General features: G+C 34.5%; 12 protein-coding genes, 2 tRNA genes, 1 riboswitch and 1 other annotated feature. Of the genes, 13 read left to right on the top strand and 1 reads right to left on the bottom strand.

Annotation, left to right across the window (positions count from 1 at the left end; translation table 11 throughout):
• Nucleotides 1–112 precede the first annotated feature (112 nt).
• The 10 genes from hutH to FYJ81_RS09200 all read left to right on the top strand — a co-directional run bounded on the left by hutH (nucleotide 113) and on the right by FYJ81_RS09200 (nucleotide 12,622).
• Nucleotides 113–1,615, top strand: a complete 1,503-nt coding sequence (gene hutH, locus FYJ81_RS09245; protein ID WP_154409594.1) for a histidine ammonia-lyase — start codon at nucleotides 113–115, stop codon at nucleotides 1,613–1,615.
• A gap of 97 nt (nucleotides 1,616–1,712) precedes the next feature.
• Nucleotides 1,713–1,903: a binding site (T-box leader), on the top strand.
• A gap of 66 nt (nucleotides 1,904–1,969) precedes the next feature.
• Nucleotides 1,970–3,259 (top strand): serine--tRNA ligase, encoded by a 1,290-nt coding sequence (serS, locus tag FYJ81_RS09240; protein ID WP_019468519.1) that lies wholly within the window; start codon nucleotides 1,970–1,972, stop codon nucleotides 3,257–3,259.
• Nucleotides 3,260–3,701: 442 nt separating this feature from the next.
• Entirely contained in the window at nucleotides 3,702–4,397 is a 696-nt protein-coding gene (locus FYJ81_RS09235) for an AzlC family ABC transporter permease (RefSeq protein WP_019468520.1), read from the top strand.
• Nucleotides 4,394–4,723: an AzlD domain-containing protein gene (locus tag FYJ81_RS09230; RefSeq protein WP_019468521.1), complete on the top strand. Its 330-nt coding sequence runs from the start codon at nucleotides 4,394–4,396 to the stop codon at nucleotides 4,721–4,723. The genes FYJ81_RS09235 and FYJ81_RS09230 overlap by 4 nt, the downstream gene beginning before the upstream one ends.
• Nucleotides 4,724–4,850: 127 nt before the next feature.
• A riboswitch (SAM riboswitch) is annotated at nucleotides 4,851–4,950 on the top strand.
• Between the two features lie 61 nt (nucleotides 4,951–5,011).
• The gene (gene metX, locus FYJ81_RS09225; RefSeq protein WP_107523307.1) at nucleotides 5,012–5,980 is read left to right on the top strand and encodes a homoserine O-acetyltransferase MetX; all 969 of its coding nucleotides are present in this window, start codon (nucleotides 5,012–5,014) and stop codon (nucleotides 5,978–5,980) included.
• A gap of 276 nt (nucleotides 5,981–6,256) precedes the next feature.
• The gene (locus FYJ81_RS09220; protein WP_181187422.1) at nucleotides 6,257–7,183 is read left to right on the top strand and encodes a DUF2232 domain-containing protein; all 927 of its coding nucleotides are present in this window, start codon (nucleotides 6,257–6,259) and stop codon (nucleotides 7,181–7,183) included.
• A gap of 14 nt (nucleotides 7,184–7,197) precedes the next feature.
• Complete coding sequence (locus FYJ81_RS09215; RefSeq protein ID WP_107523309.1) at nucleotides 7,198–9,165, top strand: DHH family phosphoesterase; 1,968 nt, start codon at nucleotides 7,198–7,200, stop codon at nucleotides 9,163–9,165.
• Complete coding sequence (rplI, locus tag FYJ81_RS09210; RefSeq protein ID WP_019468525.1) at nucleotides 9,162–9,608, top strand: 50S ribosomal protein L9; 447 nt, start codon at nucleotides 9,162–9,164, stop codon at nucleotides 9,606–9,608. The genes FYJ81_RS09215 and rplI overlap by 4 nt, the downstream gene beginning before the upstream one ends.
• A 30-nt stretch (nucleotides 9,609–9,638) precedes the next feature.
• Complete coding sequence (gene dnaB, locus FYJ81_RS09205) at nucleotides 9,639–11,042, top strand: replicative DNA helicase (RefSeq protein ID WP_019468526.1); 1,404 nt, start codon at nucleotides 9,639–9,641, stop codon at nucleotides 11,040–11,042.
• A 296-nt stretch (nucleotides 11,043–11,338) separates the two neighbouring features.
• Nucleotides 11,339–12,622 carry an adenylosuccinate synthase gene (locus FYJ81_RS09200; RefSeq protein WP_064264657.1) on the top strand — a complete coding sequence of 428 codons (1,284 nt, stop codon included), beginning with the start codon at nucleotides 11,339–11,341 and terminating at the stop codon, nucleotides 12,620–12,622.
• Between the two features lie 110 nt (nucleotides 12,623–12,732).
• Here FYJ81_RS09200 and FYJ81_RS09195 read toward each other — a convergent pair whose 3' ends face one another.
• Nucleotides 12,733–13,953: a macrolide family glycosyltransferase gene (locus tag FYJ81_RS09195; RefSeq protein WP_154409593.1), complete on the bottom strand. Its 1,221-nt coding sequence runs from the start codon at nucleotides 13,951–13,953 to the stop codon at nucleotides 12,733–12,735.
• A gap of 300 nt (nucleotides 13,954–14,253) precedes the next feature.
• On the opposite strand from FYJ81_RS09195, the gene FYJ81_RS09190 reads away from it, so the two are divergent.
• The 3 genes from FYJ81_RS09190 (at nucleotide 14,254) to FYJ81_RS09180 (ending at nucleotide 15,163) form a co-directional block, all read left to right on the top strand.
• Nucleotides 14,254–14,328, top strand: a tRNA-Glu gene (locus tag FYJ81_RS09190).
• Nucleotides 14,329–14,335: 7 nt separating this feature from the next.
• Nucleotides 14,336–14,408 (top strand) — tRNA-Asp (locus FYJ81_RS09185).
• 308 nt (nucleotides 14,409–14,716) lie between these two features.
• Entirely contained in the window at nucleotides 14,717–15,163 is a 447-nt protein-coding gene (locus tag FYJ81_RS09180) for a MarR family winged helix-turn-helix transcriptional regulator (protein WP_154409592.1), read from the top strand.
• Nucleotides 15,164–15,535: the final 372 nt, after the last annotated feature.

The following is a 15,535-nucleotide window of genomic DNA, read 5'->3' as shown; positions in this document are numbered from 1 at the left end:
AAAATACTAATTTAATACCATGTTACGGATATGGACGAACCTATTGTTCTTAAAAATATGGAAGCGTATACTCTAATTAATTGAAAATCATCAGAAGTAAGGAGATGGGGAAATGACATTACAGCTTAATGGTGAAAAATTAACAATTAATGCAATTAAAGATTTTTTATATCAAAGTGATGATGTAAAAGTAACAGAGGATGCATATGAACATGTAAAACAGAGCAGGGTAACAGTAGAAAAGATTATAGATGATAAAGAAACAATTTATGGTATAACGACTGGATTTGGTTTATTCAGTGATGTGCGTATTGATGAGGGAGAATATAACCAATTACAAGTAAATTTAATTCGTTCACATGCATGTGGTATCGGAAAACCTTTTTCACAGGATGTCGCGTTAGTGATGATGATTTTACGTCTAAACACATTGCTAAAAGGTCATTCTGGTGTGACAATCGATTTAGTGAATCAAATCATATATTTTATTAACAATAGAATTATTCCAGTCATTCCACAACAGGGGTCTCTTGGTGCTTCAGGTGATTTAGCACCACTTTCACATTTAGCTTTGGCATTGATTGGAGAAGGTAGCGTCTATTATAAAGGTGAAGAAGTAGACAGTCGGTATGTCTTAAATTTATTAAATCGTGAACCTTTGAGCTTACAGGCTAAAGAAGGTCTTGCTTTAATTAATGGCACGCAAGCTATGACTGCACAAGGTGTAATTAATTATATAGAAGCGGAAGATATTGGTTACCAAGCGGAGTGGATTGCTGCACTTACACATCAAGCATTAAATGGTATTACTGATGCATATCATGAAAAAGTGCATCGCGTCCGAAATTTTCCAGAACAGATAGATGTTGCTTCGCGCATGTTAGACTGGCTTGAAGGTTCTAAATTAACAACGACACAGGGAGAAATTCGCGTACAAGATGCTTATACATTACGCTGTATTCCACAAATACATGGCGCAAGCTTCCAAGTTTTTAATTATGTAAAAGAAAAGCTTGAATTTGAAATGAATGCGGCGAACGATAATCCATTAATATTTGATGAAGATGATGAGACATTAGTTATTTCTGGAGGTAATTTCCATGGTCAACCGATTGCATTCGCGTTAGACTTCTTAAAGTTAGGCGTAAGTGAATTAGCCAATGTTTCAGAAAGACGTTTAGAGAGATTAGTAAACCCACAATTGAACAATGGTTTACCGGCGTTTTTAAGCCCTCAACCGGGTTTACAGAGTGGTGCAATGATCATGCAATATGCAGCTGCAAGTCTTGTTTCGGAAAATAAGACACTCGCACACCCAGCTAGTGTAGATTCTATTCCATCATCAGCTAATCAAGAAGACCACGTTTCTATGGGGACGATTGCTTCACGCCATGGTTACCAAATGATTGAAAATGCACGACGTGTTTTAGCAATAGAAACAATCATCGCACTTCAAGCAGTAGAATATAAAGATATTGAAAAATTATCACCTAAAACCTATGAAAAATATCAAGCTTTACGAAAAGTGGTACCATCTATCACTGAAGACCGCCAATTTCATAAAGACATAGAAGCTGTTTCACAGTATTTATTAGATCACGATTATGCTAATTAAGGTTGGGTGAATTTTTAATGAACATTCAGCGATTGCATATCCTTGGCCTTGAAAAGTGATAGGTTATTTGCTATATTAAAATCAAGTTAATAAAGCTATTGTTCGTAGGATAAGTAGTATTGTACTTCTGGTTTCAGAGAGCTTGTGGTTAGTGAGAACAAGTAATCAGTGTCAATGTGAATCTACCTACTATATGAGAACAATCGGGTTTAACCGTTATTTTGGTGAAAGCGCAGTCTCTTTTGACTGTTAAATAGGGTGGCAACGCGTAAAGACCACGTCCCTTGTACAGGGATGTGGTCTTTTTTGTGTTCTATTCTTAAAAAAAAAGAAATTGAAAGGATGGAAAATGACATGTTAGACATTAAACTATTTCGTAATGACCCAGAGTTTTTAAAAGACAAAGTTGCAAAACGTGGTATGGATACAAAAGTAGTAGATGATGTATTATCGCTTGATGACAAACGCCGTGAATTAATTCGTAAAGCTGAGGAAATGAAAGCTGAACGTAACAAAGTGAGCGGTGAAATTGCGGAAAAAAAACGCAATAAAGAAAATGCAGATGATGTTATCGCAGAAATGAGAAAATTAGGTGACGACATCAAACTGTTAGATAATGATTTAAATAATGTGGATAAAGAGCTAGAAGACTTATTATCTCGTATTCCAAATACAATTCATGATGATGTGCCTGAGGGTGATTCTGATGAAGAGAATGTAGAATTAAAACGTTGGGGTACACCAAGAAAATTTGATTTTGATGAAAAAGCACATTGGGATTTAGTAGAGTCACTACAAATGGCTAATTTTGAACGCGGTGCAAAAGTTTCTGGTGCAAGATTTGTGTTCTTAACTGGCGAAGGCGCACAGTTAGAAAGAGCATTAATGAACTATATGGTCACGAAACACACGACGCAACATGGTTACACAGAAATGATGGTACCACAATTAGTAAATGCTGATTCAATGTACGGTACTGGCCAATTACCAAAATTTGAAGAAGATTTATTCAAAATTGAAAAAGAAGGATTATATACAATACCAACGGCAGAAGTACCATTAACGAATTATTATCGTAATGAAATTATTGGTCCGGATGTCTTACCTGCTAAATTCACAGCGCAATCAGCGTGTTATCGTAGTGAAGCGGGTTCAGCTGGTAGAGATACAAGAGGGTTAATCCGTTTACATCAATTCGATAAAGTAGAGATGGTACGTTTTGAAAAACCGGAAGACTCTTGGCAAGCATTAGAAGAAATGACAGAACATGCAGAAGCAATTTTAGAAGAGTTAGGCTTACCATATCGTAGAGTTATTTTATGTACAGGTGACATAGGCTTTGGCTCAAGCAAGACTTATGACTTAGAAGTTTGGTTACCAAGCTATAATGAGTACAAAGAAATTAGCTCTTGCTCAAATATTACTGATTTCCAAGCACGCCGTTCTAACATTCGTTTTAAACGTGATAAAACAGCAAAACCAGAATTAGTGCACACATTGAATGGTAGTGGTTTAGCAGTAGGACGTACGTTTGCTGCAATCGTAGAAAACTATCAAAATGAAGATGGTTCAGTTACTATTCCAGATGCATTAGTACCATATATGGGTGGTAAAACAGTGATTCACCCAGTTAAAGAAAAATAAGATTAGTTGTAATGAATATCATCAGCGGTATTTGAGTTAGCTCAAGTGTTGAACTTTCAAAATAGATGCTACAAAATGATGAAATGCAAATAGAGGTTGAGACAAATGGATGTCTCAACCTCTCATTTTATATGAACAATGATCCTTCTGATCTTCTAAATACCTTAAATACTTTTAAAGTAAAGAAAGGGTAGGGGAGGTGTTAAATATCTCGTTTTGTAGGTTATCTCATTTATTGAAGGCCTTATTTTATTCAAAAAATGAGAGGTAAGTCTAAAATAATAACACAATATTCTGGAATTTAAATTACTATAATAACAGTATTTTTAGACAAACGTAAGTCTTAGGTTACACATACGTCAGTCTAAAAACATTGAATGTATATTTCAGTTTGTATTAAACTAGTTCTATTATTTTTATAAAATGTGTGGGAGGTGGCATGATGGCAACACATTTAACTTTTAAGCAAGGTGTAAAAGAATGTGTACCGACTTTGTTAGGTTATGCTGGTGTTGGTCTTTCATTTGGTATTGTTGCAGTTGCTTCAGGTTTCAATTTGATTGAAATCATTTTATTATGCTTACTTGTCTATGCTGGCGCGGCACAATTCATTATTTGTGCGTTAGTCATTGCTGGAACTCCAATTTCTGCAATTGTATTAACGACATTTATTGTAAATTCTAGGATGTTTTTATTAAGTATGACCTTAGCGCCAAGTTATAAAGGATATGGGTTTTGGAATCGTATAGGTATGTCTTCTTTGATTACAGATGAAACATTTGGTGTCGCTATTACACCACATCTAAAAGGTGAAAAAATCAATGATCGATGGCTGCATGGATTAAATATCACAGCTTATTTATTTTGGACATTTGCAAGTGTTGTTGGTGCTGTTTTTGGTAAATACATAACAAACCCAGATGCATTTGGGTTAGATTTTGCTATTACTGCAATGTTTATATTCTTAGCTGTTTCCCAATTTGATGCTATTAAGCAATCACAATTTAAAACATATTTAGTATTAATTGTTTGTGTGATCATATTAATGCTCATTTTAAGTTTCTTTATGCCTTCATATGTAGCAATTATCTTAGCTTCGACAATTACTGCGGGGTTAGGGGTGGTGATCGATAAATGACAACGACCTTACATATGCTATTAATCATTGTTTTATGTGGTGTGGTCACTTGGTTAACACGAATTATACCGTTTATATTAATTACAAAAATTAAACTATCTGAGACAGTTGTAAAGTGGCTTTCCTTCATTCCTATTACATTATTTACGGCATTGATTGTAGACGGCGTCCTAGAACAACATGAAGGTTCAATGGTGTATAGTATTAATTTACCGTTTTTAGTGACGATGCTTCCAACAATAATCATTGCCATTATTACACGGAGTTTAACGATTACGATTGTCAGTGGTATTTTAATAATGGCAGTTTTAAGATGGATATTTTAAATATATTATTGAAGTGGTTCACATTATCCGTTAGAATAGCAATAATTAGAAAATTTTGATAATTTTAAAGGAATACTTGTTAAAATAGATGTTTGATTTATACACAGCTTTTTACAATTAAAATTAAATCTTATTTCGAGAAGCAGAGGGACTTGGCCCAATGAAGCTTCAGCAACCGACTTTAGAAGCACGGTGCTAATACCAACGATTCGCTCGAATAATAAGTATTGTAACTTCTTACTTATTATAAATAGGTAGGAAGTTTTTTTACTAAGTAGGAGGTAAATGATGACAAATTATACGGCTGATACATTAGAATTGGGACCATTTACAACTGAATCAGGTGAAACGATCTTAAATTTAAAATTACGTTATGAACATGTTGGATATGAAGGGCAGCCACTTGTACTTGTATGCCATGCGTTGACAGGTAATCATTTGACATACGGGACGGATGACAATCCTGGTTGGTGGCGAGAGATTATAGATGGAGGGTACATGCCAATACATGATTATCAATTTTTAACATTCAACGTGATAGGTAGTCCATATGGCTCGAGTTCGCCACTTACAGATGCTGACTTCCCCACGCATTTAACATTGCGTGATATTGTCAATGCAATAGAATTAGGTATTCAAACATTAGGGTTTGATCGAATTAGTATTTTAATCGGTGGGTCTTTAGGAGGTATGCAAGCGCTGGAATTATTGTATAATCATAAATTTGAAGTAGATAAAGCAGTCATTTTAGCTGCAACAGATAAGACATCCTCATATAGTCGTGCATTTAATGAAATTGCGAGACAGGCGATTCGATTAGATCATGGTGAAGGTATGAGTATCGCAAGACAACTTGGTTTCTTAACGTATCGTTCTTCTAAAAGTTACGATAGACGATTTACACCAGACCAAGTTGTAAACTACCAGAAGCATCAGGGAAATAAGTTCAAAAAGCACTTTGATCCATTGAGTTATTTAACCCTGCTAGACGTCTTAGATAGCCACGATATAGATAGAGATCGTACTGATGTAGATGAAGTGTTTGGACGTCTAGATACTAAAGTTATGACTATGGGCTTTACGGATGATTTATTATATCCAGACGATTTAGTATATGCTACAGGTGCGCGATTTAAATATCATAAGCATTGCTTTGTGCCAGATAATGTAGGACATGATGGTTTCTTACTGAACTTTAACGATTGGGCACCCAATTTGTATCACTTTTTAAAAGTTTCCAAGTTCAAAAGAAAATGACGATATGCTACATTTTAGTTCGTTTTGTATTATAAGACGTCTGGGATAGTTATTTTATACTTAAATGAAAGTGGAAATAACTGTGTTCCTATGACGTCTTATTTTTATGGTGAGTAAAATGTGAAATTTGAAGTTGGTATTAACGAGGAGATGTAATTTAAAAAGGCGCTCATTTTCAGATTTTGTCGCTGATATTGAACTTCTGACAAAAAGAATTGTCAATAATTGTATAAAAGTTTTAAAGAGGTTAAAATAATAAACATAGACAAAAATTGTATAGGAGTGGCGAATTTGTTTTCTAAAATACATACTAAAGCCACTATACTTAGTGTAATCACGTTAATTATAGTAGCTTTAGCTTTACATATATTACCGCTACTTGGACTCGTGTTGAGTTTATTTGCAACAATTCCAGGTATTATTTTATGGCATAAATCTGTAGAATCTTTTGGCTTAACGGCAGTCATTACAGTTGTGCTAACTACGTTATTAGGTAATATATTCGTGTTAAGTATCATGATCCTCTTGTTCGTAGTGAGTGTTGTAGTGGGTCAATTATTAAAAGAACGTACATCAAAAGAACGTATACTTTATATAACAACAACGTTTATTAGTATCATTGCATTAATTGCATTTATGGTGTTACAAGCATTTAAAAAAATACCAAGTGCTACATCATTAATCAAACCGATTAAAGAACAGATGTATAACATAATTTCTAGCGCTTCAGTCAACGCGGATTATAAACAAATGTTTGAAGAGACTTTCCGCCAATCAGCAGTGCAACTACCAAGTTATATGATTGTTGGTGTATTTCTACTTATATTAATCAATTTAATTATCACTTTTCCAATCTTGCGTAAATTCAAAATCGCTACACCCATATTTAAACCATTATATACTTGGCAAATGAAGCGTTCTGTCTTATGGATGTATGTTATTGTATTAATTTGTGTTATGTTTTCAACGCAACCAAGTGCGTTTCAAACCATCGTCTTAAACTTTGAAATTGTGTTATCATTATGTATGTACATTCAGGGGTTAAGTGTGATTCACTTTTTCGGAAAAGCGAAATCAATGCCGCCAGCACTTACTGTGATATTAATGGTAATAGGGACAATTTTAATGCCATTAACACATATTGTGAGTCTCCTGGGATTTGTAGATTTATGTATCAATTTAAAACGTATCATTAAAAAATGATTTGAGGTGGAAAAATGAATCGTCAATCCACTAAAAAAGCGTTGATTTTACCATTTATTATTATGGTGCTTACAGCGATAGCGCTTGTCGTCGTTTGGTTTATTTTTAACCAATTGATTGCAGGTATAGCTACTGTTGTATTACTCATCATAATCGTAGGGACAGTACTGATGGTAAGACAAGCTTTACAAAAATTGGATAACTATGTAGATAATCTGAGTGGAAAAATCTCAGCAAGCAGTAATACTGCTATTAAAAGGTTACCTATTGGGATGATTATCTTAGATGAAAATGAAAACATAGAGTGGATGAACCAATTTATGTCGGATCGTCTAGATCGAAATGTCATTTCTGATCCAGTCAATGAAGTATATCCTAATATATTAAAACAGTTAGAAAAAACACAAGAAGTGGAAATTCAAGAAAATGAATATCACTATCGTGTAAGATATTCAGAAAAAGAACATGTATTGTATTTCTTCGACATTACTGAAGAAATACATACACAAGAGTTATATGAAGCATCTAAACCAATTATTGCAACACTATTTTTAGACAACTATGATGAAATTACGCAAAATATGAATGATACACAACGTTCAGAAATTAACTCTATGGTTACGCGCGTCATAAGTAGATGGGCAACAGAATATGACATTTATTTCAAACGTTATAGTTCAGATCAATTTGTTGCTTATTTAAACCAACGCATTCTAAATGAAGTTGAAGCATCTAATTTTAGTATACTGAGTCAATTACGCGAAAAAAGTGTGGGTTACCGTGCGCAATTGACATTAAGTATTGGTGTAGGTGAAGGTTCAGAGAACTTAATCGATTTAGGTGAATTATCTCAATCTGGACTTGATTTAGCACTAGGCCGTGGTGGTGACCAAGTTGCAATTAAGCATATGAACGGAAATGTGCGTTTCTATGGCGGTAAGACTGACCCCATGGAAAAACGTACACGTGTAAGAGCACGTGTTATCTCTCATGCATTAAAAGATATTTTAATGGAAGGCGACAAAGTCATCATTATGGGACATACGCGTCCAGACTTAGATGCTATAGGTGCAGCCATTGGTGTCTCAAGGTTTGCTATGATGAACAATTTAGATGCTTATATTGTGTTAAATGATTCAGATATTGATCCGACGCTGCGTCGTGTGATGAATGCAGTCGATGAAAAGCCTGAACTAAAAGAGCGTTTTATCACATCTGATGAAGCATGGGATGTCATGACGTCTAAGACAACTTTAGTAGTTGTAGATACGCATAAACCTGAAATGGTTATCGACGAAAACATATTAAACAAGGCAAATCGTAAAGTTGTGATCGATCATCATAGACGTGGTGAAAGCTTTATCTCTAGCCCATTACTTGTTTATATGGAACCATATGCAAGTTCAACTGCAGAGCTAGTGACTGAATTGCTAGAATACCAACCAACAGAACAACGATTAACACGTTTAGAGTCGACAATTATGTTTGCAGGTATTATTGTAGATACACGTAATTTCACATTACGTACAGGTTCAAGAACATTTGATGCGGCAAGTTATTTACGTGCACATGGTGCAGATACAATATTAACGCAGCATTTCTTGAAAGATGATTTAGATACGTACATTAATCGTACTGAATTAATCCAAACAGTGAAACTTCAAGAGAACGGTGTCGCAATTGCACATGGTTCGAACGAAAAAATCTATCATCCTGTAACAGTTGCACAAGCAGCTGATGAACTGTTAAGTTTAGATGGTGTAGAAGCTTCGTATGTAGTTGCTAGAAGAGAAGATAATCTAGTCGGTATGTCTGCCCGATCACTCGGTGCAGTTAACGTTCAATTGACAATGGAAGCACTTGGTGGCGGTGGTCATTTAACTAATGCAGCTACACAATTAAAAGATGTCACTGTTGATGAAGCAATAGAACAATTACAACAAGCTATAACAGAACAAATGAGTAGGAGTGAAAATTCATGAAAGTAATATTCACACAAGATGTTAAAGGTAAAGGTAAAAAAGGCGAAGTTAAAGATGTACCTGTAGGCTATGCAAACAATTTCTTATTGAAGAAAAATTATGCAGTAGAAGCTACACCAGGTAATTTAAAACAGCTTGAAAAGAAAAATGAAGCTGCAGAAGCGGAACGCCAACAAGAAATTGAAGATGCTAAAAAATTAAAAGAAACATTAAGTCATATTGAAGTTGAAGTATCTGCTAAAACAGGTGATGCTGGAAAATTATTCGGTTCAGTTAGTACAAAACAAATCGCGCAAGCATTACAACAACAACATGATATTAAAATAGACAAGCGTAAAATGGATTTACCAAACGGTATACATGCATTGGGTTACACAAATGTACCAGTTAAATTAGATAAAGAAGTAGAAGGTACAATTCGTGTACACACAGTTGAACAATAAAAACGGATTGAGATATGAGGTGTAATCATAATGGATGGAATGTATGAACAAAATCAAATGCCCCACAGTAATGAGGCTGAACAATCTGTCTTAGGTGCCATTATCATAGATCCGGAATTGATAAACAGAACTCAGGAAGTCTTACTTCCTGAGTCCTTTTATAGAGGCGCACATCAACACATCTTTAGAGCCATGATGAACCTCAACGAAGATAATAAAGATATTGACGTGGTTACAATTATGGATCAACTGTCGTATGAAGGACGACTGAATGAAGCGGGTGGCCCACAATATCTAGCAGAATTATCTAGTAATGTACCGACAACTCGAAATATTCAATATTATACAGATATCGTATTTAAGCATGCGACAAAACGTAAGTTGATACAAACTGCCGATAGCATTGCTAACGATGGTTATAATGATGAATTAGAATTAGATACAATATTGAACGATGCAGAACGTCGAATATTAGAATTGTCATCTACACGTGAAAGTGATGGATTTAAAGATATTAGAGATGTGCTTGGAGAAGTGTATGAGAATGCAGAATTACTTGATCAAAATAGTGGTCAAACGCCTGGTATCCCAACTGGTTATCGAGATTTAGACCAGATGACCGCGGGCTTTAACCGTAATGATCTAATCATTCTGGCTGCCAGACCATCAGTAGGTAAGACTGCCTTCGCACTTAATATTGCACAAAAAGTTGCTACACATGAAGACCATTTCTCAGTCGGTATATTCTCGCTAGAAATGGGTGCAGACCAATTAGCAACACGTATGATTTGTAGTTCTGGTAACGTAGATTCGAACCGTTTAAGAACGGGTATGATGACAGAAGAAGACTGGAATCGCTTTACAATTGCAGTAGGTAAATTATCTAGAACAAAGATATTTATTGATGATACACCAGGTATTCGAATTACAGATATTCGCTCAAAATGCCGTCGTTTAAAACAAGAACACGGTTTAGACATGGTAGTGATTGATTATCTGCAATTAATCTCAGGTAGTGGTTCAAGATTCTCAGATAACCGACAACAAGAAGTATCAGAGATTTCTCGTACATTAAAAGCGATTGCCAGAGAAATGGAATGTCCAGTCATTGCACTAAGTCAGTTGTCACGTGGTGTAGAGCAACGTCAAGACAAACGACCAATGATGAGTGATATTCGTGAATCAGGATCAATCGAGCAAGATGCTGATATCGTCGCATTCTTATATCGTGATGATTACTATAATCGTGGCGAAGATGAAGACGATGATGATGGAGATACGAACTTTGAACCACAAACAAATGATGATAATGGTGAGATTGAAATTATAATAGCGAAGCAACGTAATGGTCCAACAGGGACTGTTAAATTACACTTTATGAAGCAGTATAATAAATTTACTGATATCGATTATGCACATGCAGACATGGGTTAAGAAAAAAGAATAAAATTTATTTTTTCCGTACGATTTATAAATTTATTTATTTATTTATTGTACGGTTTTTGTTTGCATTTGGTTCTTTCTTTTTTAATGAAGTATGTGTTGTAATTAAATGGATATCGCTTTGAAAACCTTGATGACACTATGTTTAAGGTGTGTAATTGCATTTTTAAACATTTAATGAAATTCGAGAAAATGTAAAAAACCAATGTTCGATTTTTGTTTGCATTATTAGTGTGGTATTGGTAGAATACTTAATGGTTAATTGAGAAAAACTTGGAGGTGCTCATATGTCATCAATCGTAGTTGTTGGGACACAATGGGGAGACGAAGGTAAAGGTAAAATCACAGACTTTTTAGCAGAACAAGCAGATGTTATTGCACGTTTTTCAGGCGGTAACAATGCAGGCCACACAATTAAATTTGGTGGCGAAACATATAAATTGCACTTAGTACCATCTGGTATTTTCTATAAAGAAAAATTAGCAGTCATTGGTAACGGTGTCGTTGTCGATCCAGTAGCACTATTAAAAGAATTAGACGCTTTAAATGAAAGAGGTATTTCAACAGATAATTTACGTATTTCAAACCGTGCGCAAGTTATTTTACCTTATCATATTAAACAAGATGAATATGAAGAAGAACGTCGTGGAGATAATAAAATCGGTACTACGAAAAAAGGTATCGGCCCAGCTTATGTAGATAAAGCACAACGTATTGGTATTCGTGTTGCAGATTTATTAGATAAAGAAACGTTTGAAAAATTATTAAAAGAAAATATTGAATACAAATCAGCATATTTCAAAGGTATGTTTGATAAAGCATGTCCTTCATTTGAAGAAATCTTTGAAACTTATTACGCAGCAGGCCAACGTTTAGCAGAGTTCGTTACGGATACTGCAAAAGTATTGGACGATGCATTTGTAGCAGAAGAAAAAGTATTATTTGAAGGTGCTCAAGGCGTTATGTTAGATATCGACCACGGTACATACCCATTCGTTACGTCAAGTAACCCAGTTGCAGGTAATGTCACTGTCGGTGGTGGTGTTGGTCCAACATACGTATCTAAAGTCATTGGCGTATGTAAAGCTTATACATCACGTGTCGGTGATGGCCCATTCCCAACAGAACTATTTGATGATGATGGACACCACATCCGTGAAGTTGGCCGTGAGTACGGTACAACTACTGGACGTCCACGTCGTGTAGGTTGGTTCGATTCAGTTGTATTACGTCACTCTCGTCGTGCGAGTGGTATTACTGATTTATCAATCAACTCTATAGATGTCTTAACAGGCCTTAAAGAAGTGAAGATTTGTACGGCGTATGAATTGGACGGTAAAGAAATTACTGAATATCCAGCGAATTTAAAAGACTTACAACGTTGTAAGCCAATCTTTGAAACATTACCTGGTTGGACAGAAGATGTTACAGGTTGTCGCTCATTAGATGAATTACCAGACAATGCACGTAGATATTTAGAACGTATCTCTGAATTGTGTGACGTTCAAATTTCAATCTTCTCTGTAGGACCAGATCGTAATCAAACAAACTTATTAAAATCATTATGGTAAGCCGTTTACCTATAAAAACTGATTTATAAATTTAAAAAGTAAAATGTTGAAATGAAAAAACACCTTGTTGATGTAGCCTAATATGGCCATCTTTACAAGGTGTTTTTTATTTATATATTTGAATGTGTTACATATTGATCACGAAAATTTAGAATGTGATCGACTGCTAACTGATAACCTGTTTTATTACTAGATTGTATAGATTTAACTTTTCTGATATTACGTTGATAGTTCGGTATATCATCTAGCATGTCTAAGACAATTTGTTTTAACTCTCGGGACGTTATATTTTCTAGTTGTAACTGACGACCAACAAGTAGTTTTTCGATTTGGCGAGCCACAACGGGTTGATCTGCACTTTGCGGAAAAGCTAACATAGGTACTTCCATCAACATCGCTTCATTCGTACTATTCATACCCGCATGTGTTAAAAATAGTGACGTATGTTGCAATAATTCTGTTTGTGGCACAACATGTGCAACCGTAAAATTAGATGGTATCGCATTAAAATCTTCAAGTTGATTATCATGACCAATGGATACAACAAATGAAGCGTCGATATTTGCAAATGCTTCAAAGCAGAGATTGAAAAATTCAATATTTTGATTAAATACCGTTCCAAGAGAAATATAGACGACTGGTCGTGTGGTATCAATGTTGTCCATAAAGCCAGAATCTTTAGGTTTCAGTATGGAAGGACCAACAAACTTGTAATATTCAGGATCAAAGGCGTCATAACCAACTTGGAAACCTTTCATTACATAAGTGATATTAATATTTCCCGGGTTATTCATAACTTCAAAACGAGAAGGAATGGTTACATCATATGTTGATTCAACATGGGCTTTTAAATGATGAAAGGTTTCATCAGCATGTTGAATTTCTTGCTTGCTCACAGTAGAAGTTAAATGATTAATAAATGTTTCAAAAGATGTCTTTGTATGAGCAAATGAAGATACAGATGAAATCGATGGTAAATTCAATTTTTGCGCTAATATATAGCCACAACTAAACATAGAATCATGAATCATATAATCAAAATGCTCATTTTCAGTTTCTCTTAAAACTTGTGGCACAATGATATCTACAGTTTTTAATAAGCCATTGATAACATTGAACAAATGATGATTTTCATGATCAGTGAATGCTGTCATAATCGCTTCTGTAGGTAGCGTTCTAATTTCAGCGCTAGTATCTTTCAATTTATCTTTATATATATCGCTAGCGTAATAAACAACTTCTTCGCCACGATCAACTAATGCCTTAACAACTGCAATTGTTGGGTTTACATGTCCAGCAGAACCTGGATTAACAAATAATATTTTTGCCAATATTGCGCCTCCTTATTTAAACTAATTATAATTTTAGCAAAATGAATTTAAAACAAAAAAGATTTTGTATTTATTATTTACATTTTTAAATAAAAATGAAAAAGAACATAATTATAGAAGTAAGTGTACATCAATGTCTCTCAAAAGTGAGTTAATAAGCAAATAAAATACTGTTTTGACAGCTTCGAGTATTATTTTCTTACTTTATACATTAATGATAGAAAATTATACTAAATTAATTTAAAAAATAGCTTGTCAACCATAATGAGAGTTGATATAATTTATCTTGTGCTTAAGAGAGGCTCCTTGGTCAAGCGGTTAAGACACCGCCCTTTCACGGCGGTAACACGGGTTCGAGTCCCGTAGGAGTCACCATTTTTTAGGTCTCGTAGTGTAGCGGTTAACACGCCTGCCTGTCACGCAGGAGATCGCGGGTTCGATTCCCGTCGAGACCGTATTGCCCATCCAATAGGATGGGCATTTTTTTGTACAATTTTCTACGATATATATTTTAAACTTCATTCTATTGAAGATAGTAGTTATTTATGTATAAACATTAAAGCGTGTGCCTTCGTTTGTGAAACAAGCGGATGCTCAATTTAAATACGTAGAATTTTTAAATGTTTCATGTTAGTGCAGATTAGCACAGTTCATAAAAGTATCATTGTAAATGCGATGCTGCTTTGCAATAACACTTTTTTATACAATTAAAATAAAAAAGGTTAAACTAAATGTATTGAGTGAGACAAGAGGTGAAACAATAATGACTGTAGATCCAGAATTGAAAAATTTAGATATGCTAGATGCCCTGAGCGAACGACACGGTGCATTGAGGAATATTGTTGAAAACAAAGCAAATGACAAGAACGGGATACACAACTCCAGTTCAGAATGGTATATCATGGCAAAATTATACGTAAGTAAACTTACGTTTGTTGAAGTAACACAATCGGTTAATTTAACAAGGCAAGCCATTCATAAAGCGATTAAACAATTAGAAGAAAAAGAATTAGTTAAAGTTGAAAATTTAGTTCATAATAAAAAAGAGAAATGTGTGTCATTAACAGATAGCGGCATCGAATGCATTGAACAGTATATGACTTATAAACAATCCATTGAAAAACACATTGCACAAGTCATTGGAACTGAGCAATTACAGCTATTTAAAACGATTTTACATCAAGACTGGCAACTAGAAGACTTACAATAAAATATCCAAGCATGAAGTATTGTGCCATTTTAAAAGCAATGGTTACAATACTTTTAATTTTGTACTAAAAATTGTCAACCTAGTTGACAATAAAAGGAAAATTTTGATACAGTAATGAAGTTAATCGTTCGAGGACATTACTTTGAAGTAACAAATAACGTATACATATCAATGAAAAGATGTGTTTATCATTTAAAATTCATATTGTAAATGCTCAATGATATAAAACAAATTTGAATGGTATATCGAGATAAGTTATGGATCGAAGAGATTAATTTTAAAGGTAAATGCGTACGAAGTTTATCACGTACGACAGCATTACATATCAATGTTAGGTCTCTTAATAATACTTATACTTCATGGAACCATTAA

Origin of the sequence: Staphylococcus sp. McC-251-APC-3A2 (assembly GCF_009695665.1) — a bacterium.
Lineage (GTDB): Bacteria > Bacillota > Bacilli > Staphylococcales > Staphylococcaceae > Staphylococcus > Staphylococcus cohnii.
This window is presented reverse-complemented; position numbering and strand designations above follow the sequence as displayed.